We start from the raw sequence: 14013 nt of genomic DNA, 5'->3' as shown, positions 1-14013 counted from the left end.
TGAAGATACATTAGTGTCCGGCGGAAGAAGGCCGCGGCGCATTCCTGCTCGGCGTTTTCAGAAACAGCGCAAGCGGAATGCAGGCGAGCAGCGCGATACCGAGCAGATAGAAGGTTTCCGAATAGGTCATGACGATGGCCTGCTGCTGGATCTGTGCGCCGAGCTGGCCAAGCGCGCGCATCTGCGCGTACGCCATGTCCCCTGTATGGGCGAACCAGTTCGCCGCGTTCGCCGCGAGGCTCTCCTGCCCGATCAGCGAATTGGCGCTGACCGATTCGCGGATCATCGCGGCATGAAAGGTCGTGCGCCGGTCGATCACGGTACCGATAATCGCAAGCCCGATCGACCCGCCGAGGTTGCGCGCCATGTTGTAGAGACCGGCGGCGTCGCCGGAATCTTCACGTGACACGGCCGCCATGGACGCCTGATTGAGCGGCATCATCGCCAGCATCTGCGCGGTCCCGCGTATCAGTTGCGACCAGACGAAATCGTGCCCGACGCTCTGCGCCGTCAGGTCGATGTCGATCATGCAACTGATCGCGTACAACACCAGCCCGGTGATCACCAGCACGCGGAAGTCGAACTTGCCAAGCAGCCGCGGCAGAATCGGCATGATCATGAAAGCGGGCAACCCCGAAAGCAGCATGATCGCGCCGGACTGTTCCGCGTTGTAGCCCGCTACCACGCCGAGAAACTGCGGCAGCAGATACGACACGCCATAAAGCGCTGCGCCGACCGCGGACACGATCACGATCACGCTGGCGTAATTCGGGTTGCGCATGAGGCCGAGGCGCACGATCGGTTTCTTCGCGGTCATTTGCGAGGCGGCAATGAGAATCATGCCGAAGACCGACACGCAGGTGAGCGCGACGATCATCGACGATTCGAACCAGCGTTCGCGCTGACCCTCCTCGAGCACCACCGTAAGCGAACTGAGTCCGATCGCGAGACCTACGATGCCGAGCCAGTCCGCCTTGAAAAACGCCTCCCAGTGCGGCCGGTCCGACGGCAGGCCAACGATCAGCAGCGTCATCAGCGCGAGACAGATCGGCAGATTCATGAAGAAGCACCAGCTCCAGCTGATGTTCTCCGCGAGCCAGCCGCCGACAACCGGTCCGAGCAGCGGCCCGAGCAACACGATCAAGCCGAACATGGTCATGCCGACCGGCAGCTGCGATAACGGCAGGCGTGTGCGGATAATGGTCTGCGCCGTCGGAATCAGCGCGCCGCTCGTGAAGCCCTGCCCGATGCGGCCGGCGATCATCATGGGTAACGTGTGCGACCAGCCGCACATCATCGAGAACGCAATGAAAAGCGCGGAATTCGTCAGCAGGAAATTGCGCAGGCCGAACACGCGCGTGAGCCATGCCGCCAACGGAATCATCACGATTTCCGACATCAGATAGCCGGTCGAAATCCAGGTGCCTTCGGTGCCGGTGGCGCCGATTTCGCCCTGAATCTGCGGCAGCGCGGAGTTCGTGATCGAGATGTCGAGCGTCGCCATCAAGGCGCCGAGCGCGCCTGCGGCGACGGCGATCCAGTCGCCGACGCTGGCACGCTCCTCGGCATGCGGTGCGGCAGGCGCCGCGGCGGCCGGCGCTCCGGTTCCCGGCTCAGCCACGATGGTTCTCGCTATCGATGCGCGCGTCACGATCGCGCGCGGAACGGGTGTCGACATCCACGGTGACCGAGAGCCCCGGCAAGAGCACGCTGCGCGTCTCCGCGCCCGTGTCGATACGAATCCGCACAGGCACCCGCTGCACGATCTTCGTGAAGTTGCCGGTTGCGTTTTCCGGCGGCAGCAGCGCGAATTGCGAGCCCGTGCCGGGCGAGAAACTATCGATCACGCCGTGCAACGCATGGCCGGGCAACGCGTCGACGTGCATTTCCACCGGCTGACCGATCCGCATCCGGCCCACCTGCGTTTCCTTGAAATTCGCCAGCAAATAGGTACTTTGGACCGACACGACCGTCAACATCCGCGTGCCGGGCTGCACGTACTGACCAACCCGCACGGTGCGATCGCCCACCTTGCCGCCGAGGACGCTGCGCACCACGGTATTGTCGAGATCGAGTTGCGACTGCTGTGCGCTGGCCTGGGCTGCTTCGAGTTGTGCGCGTGCCTGCGCGAGTTGCGCGGTCGCCGAACCGATCTGCGAGCGTGCTGCCTCGACCGCCGCAGAGTTCGCGGCGAGCGTGGCATTCGCCTGATCGCGGCTACTGGTCAATTCCGCCAGCCGTTCACTGCTTTCAGCACCGGTGGCGACGAGCGGCGCGTAACGCCGTACTTCGTCGCTCGCATGCTGCGCGCTCACGCGCGCCACCTGCTGCTGCGCCTGGGTCTGCGCAATGTTGGACTGCTGCTGTTTGATGTCGGCCTGCGCGCGTTCTATGTCGGCCTTGCGCGCATCGATCGTGGCCCGCGCCTGGTCCAGCGCGACCTGATACTGGCGAGCGTCGAGATGGACAAGCGGATCGCCCGGCTTCACGACCTGATTGTCCGCGACGTAAACTTCCGTGATGTAACCGGCGATCTTGGGCGCAACCGTGACGCTGTCAGCCTGCAGATAAGCATCGTCGGTGCTTTCGATGAAGCGGCCGACGGTCCACCAGCGGGCGAGCCAGACGGCGCCGACGATCAGCGCGACGACGCCGAGCGCGATCAGCACCGTTCGCCGGGTGGGACGCCTCGCGCCCGCTGCGGGCGAATCTTCGGCGGGTATCGGGCGGGAGGGAGAGCCTGCGGTCGCTGACATCGTATGGGTCCAATTGTTTCCAGGTGGCACAATTATTCCAGTCGGTAGAATTGTGTCAAGTGATATATTTCTTACGAATTTCCGCAATGGTCGTATTGGAGACAGATGCATGAGCACCGCAAAGAAGCTGCGCCGCTCGCCCGAGGGCGGCTACGCACGCGGCGACGAAACGCGCCACAGGATCATCGAGGCGGCGATCGAACTGTTTGGCGAACACGGTTTCGAGGGCGCGTCGACACGCGACATCGCGGCCCGCGCCGGCGTCAACGCGCCTGCGCTGCAGTACTACTTCGAGAATAAGGAAGGGGTGTATCGCGCCTGCATCGAGGCGCTCGCCGACGAAGCATGGAAGACATTCGAGCCGGTGGTCGAACATGCGCAGAATGCGCTGCGTGAAAACGCCGACACCGCAACGTTGATCGACGCCTTCATCCGCATTCAGGAAGCGATCGCGGACACCGCCTTCGCGAAAGCGAACAATGCCGAGCGGCGGCTTTTCTTCGCGCGCGAGCAGGCGGGACACGAACCCGAGAGCGCGACGCGGATTCTCACCTGCCGGCTCCGCGAGCCGATAAACAATGCGAGCGCGGCGCTCGTGGCACGAATCTCAGGGCGCCCCGCCGATGATCCGACGACGCTGATCCGCACCTTCAGCCTGCATGGTCAACTGATGATTTTTCACATCGCGCATCGGGCGACGCTGTCGATGCTCGGCTGGAAAAGCATCGATGCCGAGAAAGCCCAGCAGCTCAAGTCGACCATCCGCCGACAGACGCGCACGCTACTTGAACAATGGAACCGGGAACGTGATGAAGAACCCCCACCCGCCGCGCAAACAACAGGCAAAGGAAAGTCACGCAAGCAGCCGTGATCCCTGGGTGACGCACTTCAAGAGCACGTACAGGTAGCACGCCACTCGTTGTTGTTTGCGACTGCCATTACAATCCAGCACTTCGATCCGACAACGGTGATTTGCGCCATGAGATACCTCTTTTCGTTGATGTTCGCCGCAGTCATGGCTGCCACGAGCACGGCCGCGACAGCCCAGACATCCGGGGGTAGCGATACACCCAGACAGCAATGCGCCATTGGGTATGTCACCGGCATCGGCGGAGCGGCGCAGAGCTTTCGTGAATACCTTGCGACCCCCGACAGGGACAGATATCGCTACCTTGCGGACAACCCGATTCAATGCAAGGTCTCCGACGAAGGCCGCGCGTCGGGTTGTACCGGCGTCACGAGCCTTCGGCATGAAAAAGTCAGCGTATATGACGATATCGACAACGAGACAATGGCCGTTGTCGCGCGCGTGGAACTCGAGCACGGAACCTACCCGGTGATTATCGTCGTGCGACGGCAGGACGTGCACTGCGAAGAGTAAGTATCGATGTCTTGATCAGGAACCCCTGAGTTGCTGCGTCGGCTCGAACAAACCGGCACTAAGCCGACGCAGCAAAGGGGCAAAAAGAGCAAAGGGTATTCAGACAAACCAGAGGCCCCGCCCCTCCGGCGACTTCATCTGGCGAAAACCTCTACCCTCAAAAACTGGCGTGAAGGTTGACGAACGCGCTCAACGACTCGCCGACATAGGCTCCCGCAGCATTCGCTGCAATGAAGTAACGCCGGTCCGTCAGATTGTGAATATTCAGATCGACGCCCCATTGCGATGTGCCATAACCCAATGCAGCATTCGCTATTACGTACGACGGAATCGAGTTCACGTTCGTGATGTCGCTATAGGTTCTGCTGACATAGTTGACACCCGCACCGACATGAAATCCCGGCACGCCCGCGATAGAAAAGTCGTAAGTCGTCCACAGGTTGGCGATGTAGGCAGGCGCGCCTTGCGGGTGATTGCCCACTGACGTCACGCCTTGAGGGTTGTCGGTGATCTTCGCCTCCTGCGCCGTGAAGTTGGCGACAACGTGCCACTGCGAAGTAATGCTCGCGTCGAGGGACGCCTCCGCACCTTTGGTCTTCTGGCTGTCGAAAACCACGCTTTCGACGTTGTTGATCGTCGTCAGCGCGGCCACGTTGTCGCGCTTTACGTCGAAGAGTGCCGTATTGAGTACGTAGCTATCGTCGAGAAACGAAAACTTGACGCCTACTTCGTATTGCAACGCGGATTCTGGCGCGCCGATACCGTTCTGCGTATTCTCGGAGTTGAAGTTTGCAAGGTGACTCTTCGACACGCCGAAGTACGGCGACATCCACGGAAGCACCTTGTACAGCACACCGACATTCCAGCTCACCGGCGCGTCGTTGCGTGAGTCGGTCACGCCGGCAACGAGCGGTTGTCCCGCTGTGTTGAAGCGGCCCGGCACCGTGATATTCGGCGTGAGCGAAGTGTCCCACCAGTCCTTGCGCACACCGGCACGCACCTTCAGTTTGTCGGTGACGTCGATCTGATCGGTCGCGTACACGCTGTAGTAATTTGCGAGCAGATGATCGTTATCGCACGAATGCTTTGCGTCGCACAGAAACGTGAGCCCCGCGAGCGACGTTTCGGGCGGCACCGGAGCAAAGGCGTTCGGGATGTTCGGCAGATCTGCCGTGGTGCGTTCGGTATCGATGGTCTGATGCTGATATTCGAAACCCGTCAGCAGCGTGTGTTTGACGCTACCTGTGCCGAACCGCCATACAGGCTCCAACTGATAGTCGAAGCTGTTATCCGAGTCGTCCTGCTGTCGAAGCTGCCTGCCCACCACTTCGTTGCCGCTCACCTTCGTACTCGTGCTGTCGCCGTTGCCGAGCACATCGAGATTGCGGTGCAGATATGAAAAACGGTTGTTGACGGTCAGAAAGTCGTTGACCTTCCATTCGTCGGTGAGTGTCGGGCGAACGTAGTTGCCGCGCGCAAACGCAAAGGGCGTCGAGTATTTCGAGTCGATCGGCACATTGCTGATGGGCGAGCCGTGGAAATAGATCAGGCCGTAGGAGTCGGGAGTCTCGTGAATGTCGCGTGCGTCGATTGAAAAATCGATCTTATGGTTGTCCAGCTTCCATTCGAACGACGGCCTGATTTCTTCGTCACGGCTCGCCAGATCGCGGAATCCGTCGGAACGCGACACGGTCGCATCGACGCGATAGTTCAACCCCGAGATTCCCGTTGGGCCGGTCACGTACGCGCTGCCGGAGACCATGCCGAACGAACCCGACTGGATGTTGCCGCCGAAATGAAAGTCGGACGACGGCGTGTAGTGGACGATATTGATCGTGCCTCCCGGCGGCCCGCTGCCGAAGAGTGCCGAGCCTGGCCCTTCCAGTACTTCAATGTGTTCGACGCCATTCAGCGAATGCGAGATGCCGCCCAGAAGATCGCCGTCGGAGAAACCATCGTTGTAGATCTGCGCATTCAGGCCGCGGATCAGAAAGTGATCGTAATAGCCCTTGGTATCCTGACCGCCGACGTTCACTCCACTGGCGTTGCTGACGCCTTGCCGGAGCATCGTCGCGCCCTGTTCGGTCAACAAGGCGCGCGGAATCACCTGCACGCTTGCGGGCAAATCCTTGAGCGCAGTTCCTGTCTTGCTCACGTCCGCCACCTGGCCAGGGTCATTGACGTTGTCGTCGCGAGAACCCGCGCCTGGCGCGGCCGCGCGCACCTGCACGGGTGGCAGCGTCGGGGCGTCAACTGCACCGCCCTGTTCTCTGCCTGGCGGCGGCGATTCCTGGGCCACCGCCGAGTGGGCAAACGTCAACGCAACAAGCGAGCTAGTCAGTCCCACGCTCGCTTTTTTCCTGAACCTTCCGCCGTCGCTCTTCTTCACTTTTGATTCTCCTGTCCCGCGGTTGTCTGGCTACGCTTTGCATTCCGGTCTTTGGCGTCAGATATCGGCGGCCAAAACGATCAACTCGTCAGACGAATATTTTTTGAATGAAAATCATTACTATTTCATCTCGTGAATTCATCCGATATTTCGCCCCTCTGTAGCCGCTCGCTCCGGACAAACGGTGCGGAGTGCGGGTTTATTCCGGTGGGGGCCGGCGTGCGCATTACTGTCTGTTACATGGAGAAAGGAAGGCAGATGCGGGATCACGCGCCGTTCGTCACGCTCGCGCCAACGCGGGGAGACGACAAGTCTCAGACCTGTCTGGCAGCCTCAGCGAGACGGTTTCACGCCAATTCCGCGCGGAAGTGTGAGGGAGTTGATGCGAGCTTTGCAGCTCTGAACGCTCGATCCGGGTCAGTTACTGTCGAACGGCCGAAACCCCTGATTGTTGACGAAATCGCTAGAATTCAATCGCTTTCGAGCCCGGTTACACAGGAAAATCGAGCACCGCCCATCCAGAACCTCAGGAGATACAGCCCCATGAGTGATCAGCCGTTCGGACGCTCCCGTCGTGATTTCATGCGTATTGCCGTAACAGCGGGCACCACCGCAGCGCTGCCATGGATGCAGGACGCCCACGCGCAGTCGCCGGCCAACTCCACGACCCCAGCACCCGCCGCGGGACCTTCGGCCAAAGGCACGCAACTGATCCTGCTCGGCACCAAGGGCGGCCCAACGCCATCCGACCTGCGCGCGGCGCCGGCGAACGTGCTGGTGGTCGACGGCCAGCCCTATGTGGTCGATTGCGGCAACGGCGTCGCGCTGCAGTTGACCAAAGCGGGCATCAAACTGCCGGCCATCCGCGACGTCTTCCTGACCCATCATCATTCGGATCACAACGCCGACCTCGGCAACCTCGTGTTCCTCGCCTGGGCCACCGGCCTGCGCACGCCCGTCAACCTGTACGGACCGCCGCGCATGACGAAGATGATCGACGACTTTGTCGACATGAACGCAATCGACCTCGACGTGCGCATGCGCGAAGAAGGCCGGCCGCCGTTCCAGCCACTGATCAACATCCACGAATTCGACGGCCCCCGCCTTGTTATGGAAGACGACCGCGTGCGCGTCACCTCGACGCTGGTCGACCACTACACGATCAAACCGGCATTCGCTTACCGCTTCGAGACTCGAGACCGCACCGTCGTGTTCTCCGGCGACACGACCTACTACCCGGCGCTTGCCGAGTTTGCGAAAGGCGCTGACGTGCTGGTGCACGAAGTGATGTACCTGCCTGCGCTCGAAAAGCTGATGAAGACCGTCGACAACGCCCCAACGTTGCTCGATCACCTCATGAAGAGCCACACCAGCACGGAGCAGGTCGGCAGGATCGCCGCAGCGGCGGGCGTCAAGACGCTGGTGCTGAGCCATTTCGTGCCGGGCGGCGATCCCGCGATTACCGACGAGATGTGGGCCGCCGACGCGCGCAAGCATTTCAACGGACAGATCATCGTCGGCAAAGATCTGCAGGTTATCTGAGTGTCAGGACGAGCCGCCATGCAATCTGCCGCGACGCCTATAACGTTGCTGACTGGCTTTCTCGGTTCGGGTAAGACCACGTTGCTCAATCGCCTGCTGCCGCAACCGGCGCTGGGCCATTGTGCCGTGGTGATCAACGAACTGGGCGCGATCGGTCTCGATCATCTGTTCGTCAGCACCTCACGCGACGACACCATCGCGCTGCTGGAAAACGGCTGCCTATGCTGCGGCGTGCGCGACGAACTGGCTGCAACCGTGGCCGATCTGCTGGAGCGCCGCGCGCGCGGCGAGATTCCCGCCTTCGAGCGGATCTTGATCGAGACCACGGGGCTGGCGCGGCCCGGTCCGGTGATCTCGTTGCTGCTGGGTGACCCTGCGCTTGAAGGTCGTTTGCAACTCGACGGCATCGTAACGACCGTCGATGCGAAACACGGCGCCGCGCAACTTGCCCGGCATGAGGAATCACGTCAGCAGGTGGCCGTTGCGGACCGGCTGTTGCTGACCAAGGCTGAACTGGTCGATGCGCCTGCGTTGGCCGACCTCGAAGCGGCGCTCGAAGCGCTGAATCCGGGGGCGACACGCATCCCGGTGCGCAATGGCGAGATTGACGCGCAACAACTGCTGGACATCCTGACGCCGCGTGCCTTGCGGCCCTGGTTGCGCGCCGAGCCTGTACCACGCAAGTTGCTGATGCGTGGCGCGACGGCGTCACGTGCGGCCCATCCGGATATCGACAGCTTCTGCCTGACTTACTCGCAGGCATTGCCGATGCAGGCATTCGAAACCGCGCTGACCGTCCTGCTCGGCTATCACGGCGAACGCATCCTGCGGGTTAAGGGGATCGGCAATTTCATTGGCGAATCGCGGCCTGTTGTGTTCCATGGCGTGCAGCAGTTATTGCATGAACCGTTGCGGCTTGAAGCGTGGCCTGACGACGATCACACGACACGGCTCGTGTTCATTGTGCAGGGTCTCGCGAGGTCGGTGATCGAGGAGACGATCACGCATTTTCTGCGCGAAGCCGGGGTGGAAACGGCGGAAAGCTGATAACCGAGGGTTTCACTGGACGAAGCTTTCGCCCGTATCCGCCGATAACTCAGACAGGAACCACTCGGATTGCCGGGCGCCCATCGGCGCCACCTGGCGCGCCCATCACATGCCACGTCGCACGGCAGCCCTGCACGATCGCCATTCGCTTCCATGAGGATTCAGGATGCATAAGCTCAGTTTTACGCAAAAGCTGTGGCTGCCGCTGATCATCAGCCTCGTCGCCCTGCTCGCCGTTTCGGTATCGGCGGCATGGCAGTCGCGCGAGACGCGTATCGAGGAACGCAAGCACGACCTTTCGAACGTCGCACGCGTCGGGCTCAGCATCGTCACGGAGTACGCGGCGCTGGCGCAAAGCGGCGCACTGCCGGAGGCGGATGCGCGCAAACAGGCACTGGAGCGCCTGCGCAGCATCCGCTACGGCGAAGACGGCTACTTCCTCGTGATCAACTCGACGCCGCAGATGGTGATGCATCCGATCAAGCCGGCACTCGAAGGCAAGGATCTTACGGGCAGCGCCGATGCCGACGGCCGTCACCATTACGTGACGTTCGCGTCGGTCGCCCAGGCGCCGGAGGGCGGTTTTGTCGACTACGTCTTCCCGCATCCGGGCGCGGCGTCGGCGCAGGCGGTCGGCAAGATCGGCTACGTGGTGCGTTATGCGCCGTGGGACTGGATCATCGCGACCGGCGCCTATGTCGACGACATCGACGCTGCGTTCATGGCCTCGCTGTGGCTGATCGGCGCGATCTTCATGGCGGTGTCGGCGGTGCTGGTGACGCTCGTGGCGGTGACGAACCGCAGCATCGCGCGCACGGTCGGCGGCGATCCGGTCTACGCGGCGAACGTGGCGGATGCGATCGCATCGGGCGACCTGACGGCGGCGATCCGCACGCGCGACGGCGATACGTCCAGCCTGCTGCACGTGATGCAGCGGATGCGCGACGCGCTGACGAGCACCATCTGCCAGATCAAGCACGCGTCCGACAACGTCGCGTGCGGCGCGAACGAGATCGCGAACGGCAACGCGGATCTGTCGGCGCGCACCGAGAGCCAGGCGGCGTCGTTACAGGAAACGGCATCGAGCCTGGAGCAGATGACGGCGATGGTCCGCCAGACCGCCGACAACGCGCGCACCGCGAGCGAGCTGGCGGCCGGCGCCGCGAAGATCGCGAACCGCGGCGGCGACATGATCACGCAGGCCGTCGCGGCAATGAAGGGCATCTCGAGCGAATCGGGCCGCATGGTCGAGATCATCGCGACGATCGAGGGCATCGCGTTTCAGACCAACATTCTCGCGCTGAATGCGGCGGTCGAAGCGGCACGCGCAGGCGAACAGGGCCGCGGCTTCGCGGTCGTCGCGAGCGAGGTGCGCAGCCTCGCGCAGCGCAGCGCGACCGCGGCGAAGGAAATTCGCGAGCTGATCAGTCATGCGGTGGACAGCGTCGGCAGCGGCGCGACGCTGGTCGAAAACACCGGCTCGACGATCGACGAAGCGCGCGACGCGATCATGCGTGTAACCGGTGTCGTGCAGGAGATCGCCGCGGCAGCAACGGAGCAAAGCGCGGGCATCGACCAGGTGAATCTCGCGGTCACGCAAATGGACAGCATGACGCAACAGAACGCGGCGCTCGTCGAGCAGGCAGCGGCTGCGGCGCAATCGCTGAAGGAGCAGGCGATGAGTCTGCAACGCGCCGCGGCGGCCTTCCAGGTGGGCGAAGCCGGCGCTAGCGGCGATGTACCGTTTGCGCCGGCTTCGGCGCCGCGTCGAGCCGCGTTCGCGTAGGAAGCGAGGCGGTGTGCGATTCGCAAACGAGTTGCCCCTTCAACAACGCATCGAGCCAGTCGGCAAACACCTGAACCCTGCGCGATAGATGTTGCCGATGCGGATAGAGCAAGTTCATCGGCATTGGCGCAGCCCGGTATTCAGGCATCACCTCGATCAGTTCGCCCGCACGCAGATGCTGCTGCACGTCATAGGCAGGAATCTGGATCAAGCCGAGTCCTGCAAGGCAGCATGCGATATACGCCTCCGCGCTGTTCACGGTCACGCGGCCTTGCGTTGTCAACGCCCTGACGGTCTCGCCGTCGAGCCATTCCCAAGGTGCGATACGCCCGCTCGACGGCGACGCATACTGAACGACCTGGTGGGTTGTCATGTCGCCGGGCGTGCGAGGCGTACCGTGATGAGACAAATAGAGGGGGCTTGCCACATTGATCAGTGGCAGATCGCCAATGGGACGCGCAATCATGCCGGAGTCGTGCGGCTTGCCTACCCGCAGCACGCAGTCGACGCGTTCTTCGACAAGATCGATCGTGCGATCGGTCAGGCTGAGCGTGATGTCGATTTTCGGATACGCGGCGAGGAATTCCGGCAGTGCGGGGGCGATGATCAGCCGGCCTATACGGCCAGGCACGTCGATGCGCAGTACGCCGCTCGGTCCTACCGATGTCTGCCGGAACAGGTTCTCGGTCTCCTCGACATCGGCGATCAGGCGCAGGCAGCGCTCATAGAGCGCGGCGCCATCCTGCGTCGGCGAGACTTTACGCGTTGTCCGATGCAGCAACCGGGCGCCGATCCGCCCTTCCAACTCCTGAATAGCCGCGGATACCGACGAACGGGGCAAGCCGAGCGTGTCCGCCGCGCGCGTGAAGTTCGCGCATTCGACAACGCGCGCGAAGACGCGAAAGAGGTCAATACGATCCATGTTCGCTCCCACCTTCGCGAGCGTTCAGCTCGCCATCGCATCGGGCTTTCCGCGCGCGGCGCACTGCATCGGTCCGGCACGCACGCGCGCCGCTGCTCTCGCTCCCTGTCATGTCCAGACCCGCCTTTCCACTGTTCGACTTTTCTGACCAGTGATGTCAGAAACAGTAGATTTAAATGATTTTCCTGGAATATATCATCCAGCAGGATGAGAGGCTGCATAGGGCGGCTTCGACACTGGGGATGAACCATGGCAAACCACAGCATCAAAGGCAAAACTGTCGTCATTGCGGGCGGGGCGAAAAATCTCGGTGGATTGATTGCACGGGATCTGGCCGCACAGGGTGCCAAGGCAGTGGCGATCCACTACAACAGCGCGGGTTCGAAAGCCGCCGCGGACGAGACACTCGCCGCGATCGAATCGGCAGGTGCCACGGCAGTCGCTTTCCAGGCCGATCTGACCTCAGCCGGCGCGGTCGAGAAGCTGTTTTCGGATGTCGTCGCCGCCGTCGGCCGCCCGGATATTGCAATCAATACGGTCGGCAAGGTGTTGAAAAAACCGTTCGTCGACATCACCGAGGCCGAATACGACGAAATGACGGCGGTGAATTCCAAGTCTGCGTTTTTCTTTCTCAGAGAGGCAGGCAAGCACGTCAACGACAATGGCAAGATCGTCACGCTTGTCACATCGCTGCTCGGCGCATTCACACCGTTTTACGCTGCCTATGCGGGCACTAAAGCACCGGTCGAGCATTTCACGCGCGCGGCGGCCAAGGAATTCGGCGCGCGCGGCATCTCGGTGACGGCCGTCGGCCCGGGTCCCATGGACACGCCGTTCTTCTATCCCGCCGAAGGCGCGGACGCGGTGGCTTACCACAAGACCGCAGCCGCACTCTCGCCGTTCTCCACGACTGGTTTGACCGACATCCAGGATGTAGTGCCCTTCATCCGCCATCTGGTCAGTGACGGGTGGTGGATTACCGGGCAGACCATTCTGATCAACGGCGGTTATACGACCAAGTAGGCGAGCGAATGAAATCTCTCTTCTGATAGATGAGAGGTTTTGGCTCCGCAGAAAGCGTTGGCGGAAATAACCTGGATGTAGTGGCTGTAGTGGCCGGCAAGCATTCGGTTGATTGCCGGCTTCTATTTTATGCCAAGGATGCCTAACGATTGTCAACTGCATCTCAAGCTCGATCAATGATCGCAACGGCCATTGAATCGCATGCAGTGACCAGAAGTGTCGTCGGCTACGCTCAGGAACCGGGGTGCAGCGACTTCGAGCTTCGCTCGGTGACAAGGACGAACGACTCCCGACACCGCCTCTTATCGTGAGGATTCGTACGCTGCACCGTTCGAATCCATTCTTTGTCGCGTTAACCCTTGATTGACTAACCTAGTCTGCGACATTACTATTTTTCTCATACAGAGACAGTGTCTCTGATAGAGAGACAGACAAATGTTAAAGACACTTGATAGCGCATTGGCGCTGCTTACCCGATTCACGCTGCAGGAACCCTCCTGGGGCGTACGGGAGCTCGCGAAAGCAACAGGCGTTCATTACGCCGTCGTTCACCGCGTGCTTTCTTCCTTCGCTGAAAATGGTTTTCTGAGGCAGGACAGCGCCGGCCGCTATTCATTGAGCTTGCGGCTGTTCGAGCTCGGTCAGGTCGCACACCGTACCTTCGCTCCTTCGGACGTCGTGCAACCCGCACTCGACGCCCTCGCCCAGACGAGCGGTGAAACTGTCTTCCTTTCGCTCCTCGACGGCACCGACGCTGTCTGCACCGATATGGCGCAAAGTCAGCAGCAGTTGCGGTTCTCAATCGAGTTGGGGCAGCGGTTTGCGCTTATCGCCGGCGCTCACGCAAAAGCAATCCTCGCTTTCCAGTCGGATGAGTTCCGCGCCACGATCTATCAACACACCCAGACGGTGAGCCGCGCGAAGATCGAAGAACAGCTCGCCATCGTGCGGGCGGACGGGTGGTGCCACACCCGGGAGGAAGCGGCCGCGACGGTCGCCGGTCTTGCGGTGCCGCTGTGGTCTCGCGACCGCCGCAACGTCATCGGATCGTTGGGCATTGCCGGGCCGGTCCAGCGACTGGAAGGCGACGCCATTCCGCGACTCATTGAAGCATTGAAGAAAACGCGTGAAACCATCGAGCCGGTCATCGGGCTGACCAGTTGACCC

The 14013-nt window shown here is 61.6% G+C and carries 11 protein-coding genes; 7 read left to right on the top strand and 4 right to left on the bottom strand.

The genetic code is table 11. The features are described from left to right. Positions 1–10: 10 nt before the first annotated feature. Both PQQ95_RS10275 and PQQ95_RS10270 read right to left on the bottom strand, forming a co-directional pair. Entirely contained in the window at positions 11–1621 is a 1611-nt protein-coding gene (locus tag PQQ95_RS10275; protein WP_408437278.1) for an MDR family MFS transporter, read from the bottom strand. Next, positions 1614–2756: an HlyD family secretion protein gene (locus tag PQQ95_RS10270; RefSeq protein ID WP_408437277.1), complete on the bottom strand. Its 1143-nt coding sequence runs from the start codon at positions 2754–2756 to the stop codon at positions 1614–1616. Before PQQ95_RS10270 ends, PQQ95_RS10275 begins: the two co-directional genes overlap by 8 nt. On the opposite strand from PQQ95_RS10270, the gene PQQ95_RS10265 reads away from it, so the two are divergent. Together PQQ95_RS10265 and PQQ95_RS10260 are read left to right on the top strand one after the other, a co-directional pair. Then, the gene (locus PQQ95_RS10265) at positions 2680–3627 is read left to right on the top strand and encodes a CerR family C-terminal domain-containing protein (protein WP_408437276.1); all 948 of its coding nucleotides are present in this window, start codon (positions 2680–2682) and stop codon (positions 3625–3627) included. The genes PQQ95_RS10270 and PQQ95_RS10265 overlap by 77 nt on opposite strands. A 108-nt stretch (positions 3628–3735) precedes the next feature. Continuing rightward, entirely contained in the window at positions 3736–4137 is a 402-nt protein-coding gene (locus PQQ95_RS10260; RefSeq protein WP_408437275.1) for a hypothetical protein, read from the top strand. Between the two features lie 157 nt (positions 4138–4294). Here PQQ95_RS10260 and PQQ95_RS10255 read toward each other — a convergent pair whose 3' ends face one another. Further along, complete coding sequence (locus tag PQQ95_RS10255; protein ID WP_408437274.1) at positions 4295–6526, bottom strand: TonB-dependent receptor; 2232 nt, start codon at positions 6524–6526, stop codon at positions 4295–4297. A gap of 582 nt (positions 6527–7108) precedes the next feature. Between PQQ95_RS10255 and PQQ95_RS10250 the strand changes: the two genes are divergently transcribed. The 3 genes from PQQ95_RS10250 to PQQ95_RS10240 all read left to right on the top strand — a co-directional run bounded on the left by PQQ95_RS10250 (position 7109) and on the right by PQQ95_RS10240 (position 10901). Further along, positions 7109–8068, top strand: coding sequence for an MBL fold metallo-hydrolase (locus PQQ95_RS10250; RefSeq protein ID WP_408437457.1), 960 nt, complete (start codon positions 7109–7111; stop codon positions 8066–8068). 18 nt (positions 8069–8086) lie between these two features. Next, the gene (locus PQQ95_RS10245; RefSeq protein WP_408437273.1) at positions 8087–9115 is read left to right on the top strand and encodes a CobW family GTP-binding protein; all 1029 of its coding nucleotides are present in this window, start codon (positions 8087–8089) and stop codon (positions 9113–9115) included. Positions 9116–9281: 166 nt separating this feature from the next. Next, positions 9282–10901 (top strand): methyl-accepting chemotaxis protein, encoded by a 1620-nt coding sequence (locus tag PQQ95_RS10240; protein ID WP_408437272.1) that lies wholly within the window; start codon positions 9282–9284, stop codon positions 10899–10901. On the opposite strand, the gene PQQ95_RS10235 is transcribed toward PQQ95_RS10240, so the two are convergent. After that, the gene (locus PQQ95_RS10235; protein WP_408437271.1) at positions 10843–11823 is read right to left on the bottom strand and encodes a LysR family transcriptional regulator; all 981 of its coding nucleotides are present in this window, start codon (positions 11821–11823) and stop codon (positions 10843–10845) included. The two genes, PQQ95_RS10240 and PQQ95_RS10235, sit on opposite strands and share 59 nt — an antisense overlap. 249 nt (positions 11824–12072) lie before the next feature. On the opposite strand from PQQ95_RS10235, the gene PQQ95_RS10230 reads away from it, so the two are divergent. Both PQQ95_RS10230 and PQQ95_RS10225 read left to right on the top strand, forming a co-directional pair. After that, a complete protein-coding gene (locus tag PQQ95_RS10230; RefSeq protein ID WP_408437270.1) occupies positions 12073–12846 on the top strand; it encodes an SDR family oxidoreductase in 774 nt (257 codons plus the stop codon). Between the two features lie 435 nt (positions 12847–13281). Then, positions 13282–14010, top strand: coding sequence for an IclR family transcriptional regulator (locus tag PQQ95_RS10225; protein WP_408437269.1), 729 nt, complete (start codon positions 13282–13284; stop codon positions 14008–14010). Positions 14011–14013: the final 3 nt, after the last annotated feature.

It is taken from the genome of Paraburkholderia caffeinilytica (genome assembly GCF_046030355.1).
GTDB classification, from domain to species: Bacteria; Pseudomonadota; Gammaproteobacteria; order Burkholderiales; family Burkholderiaceae; genus Paraburkholderia; species Paraburkholderia caffeinilytica_B.
The sequence above is the reverse complement of the archived record's forward strand: the minus strand, read 5'-3'. Positions and strand labels throughout refer to the sequence as shown.

Coding starts and splice junctions, on each gene's coding strand:
- PQQ95_RS10235 (WP_408437271.1), bottom strand. CDS start 11,823: ATGGATCGTATTGACCTCTTTCGCGTCTTCGCGCGCGTTGTCGAATGC.
- PQQ95_RS10230 (WP_408437270.1), top strand. CDS start 12,073: ATGGCAAACCACAGCATCAAAGGCAAAACTGTCGTCATTGCGGGCGGG.
- PQQ95_RS10240 (WP_408437272.1), top strand. CDS start 9,282: ATGCATAAGCTCAGTTTTACGCAAAAGCTGTGGCTGCCGCTGATCATC.
- PQQ95_RS10250 (WP_408437457.1), top strand. CDS start 7,109: ATGCGTATTGCCGTAACAGCGGGCACCACCGCAGCGCTGCCATGGATG.
- PQQ95_RS10270 (WP_408437277.1), bottom strand. CDS start 2,756: ATGTCAGCGACCGCAGGCTCTCCCTCCCGCCCGATACCCGCCGAAGAT.
- PQQ95_RS10225 (WP_408437269.1), top strand. CDS start 13,282: ATGTTAAAGACACTTGATAGCGCATTGGCGCTGCTTACCCGATTCACG.
- PQQ95_RS10260 (WP_408437275.1), top strand. CDS start 3,736: ATGAGATACCTCTTTTCGTTGATGTTCGCCGCAGTCATGGCTGCCACG.
- PQQ95_RS10245 (WP_408437273.1), top strand. CDS start 8,087: ATGCAATCTGCCGCGACGCCTATAACGTTGCTGACTGGCTTTCTCGGT.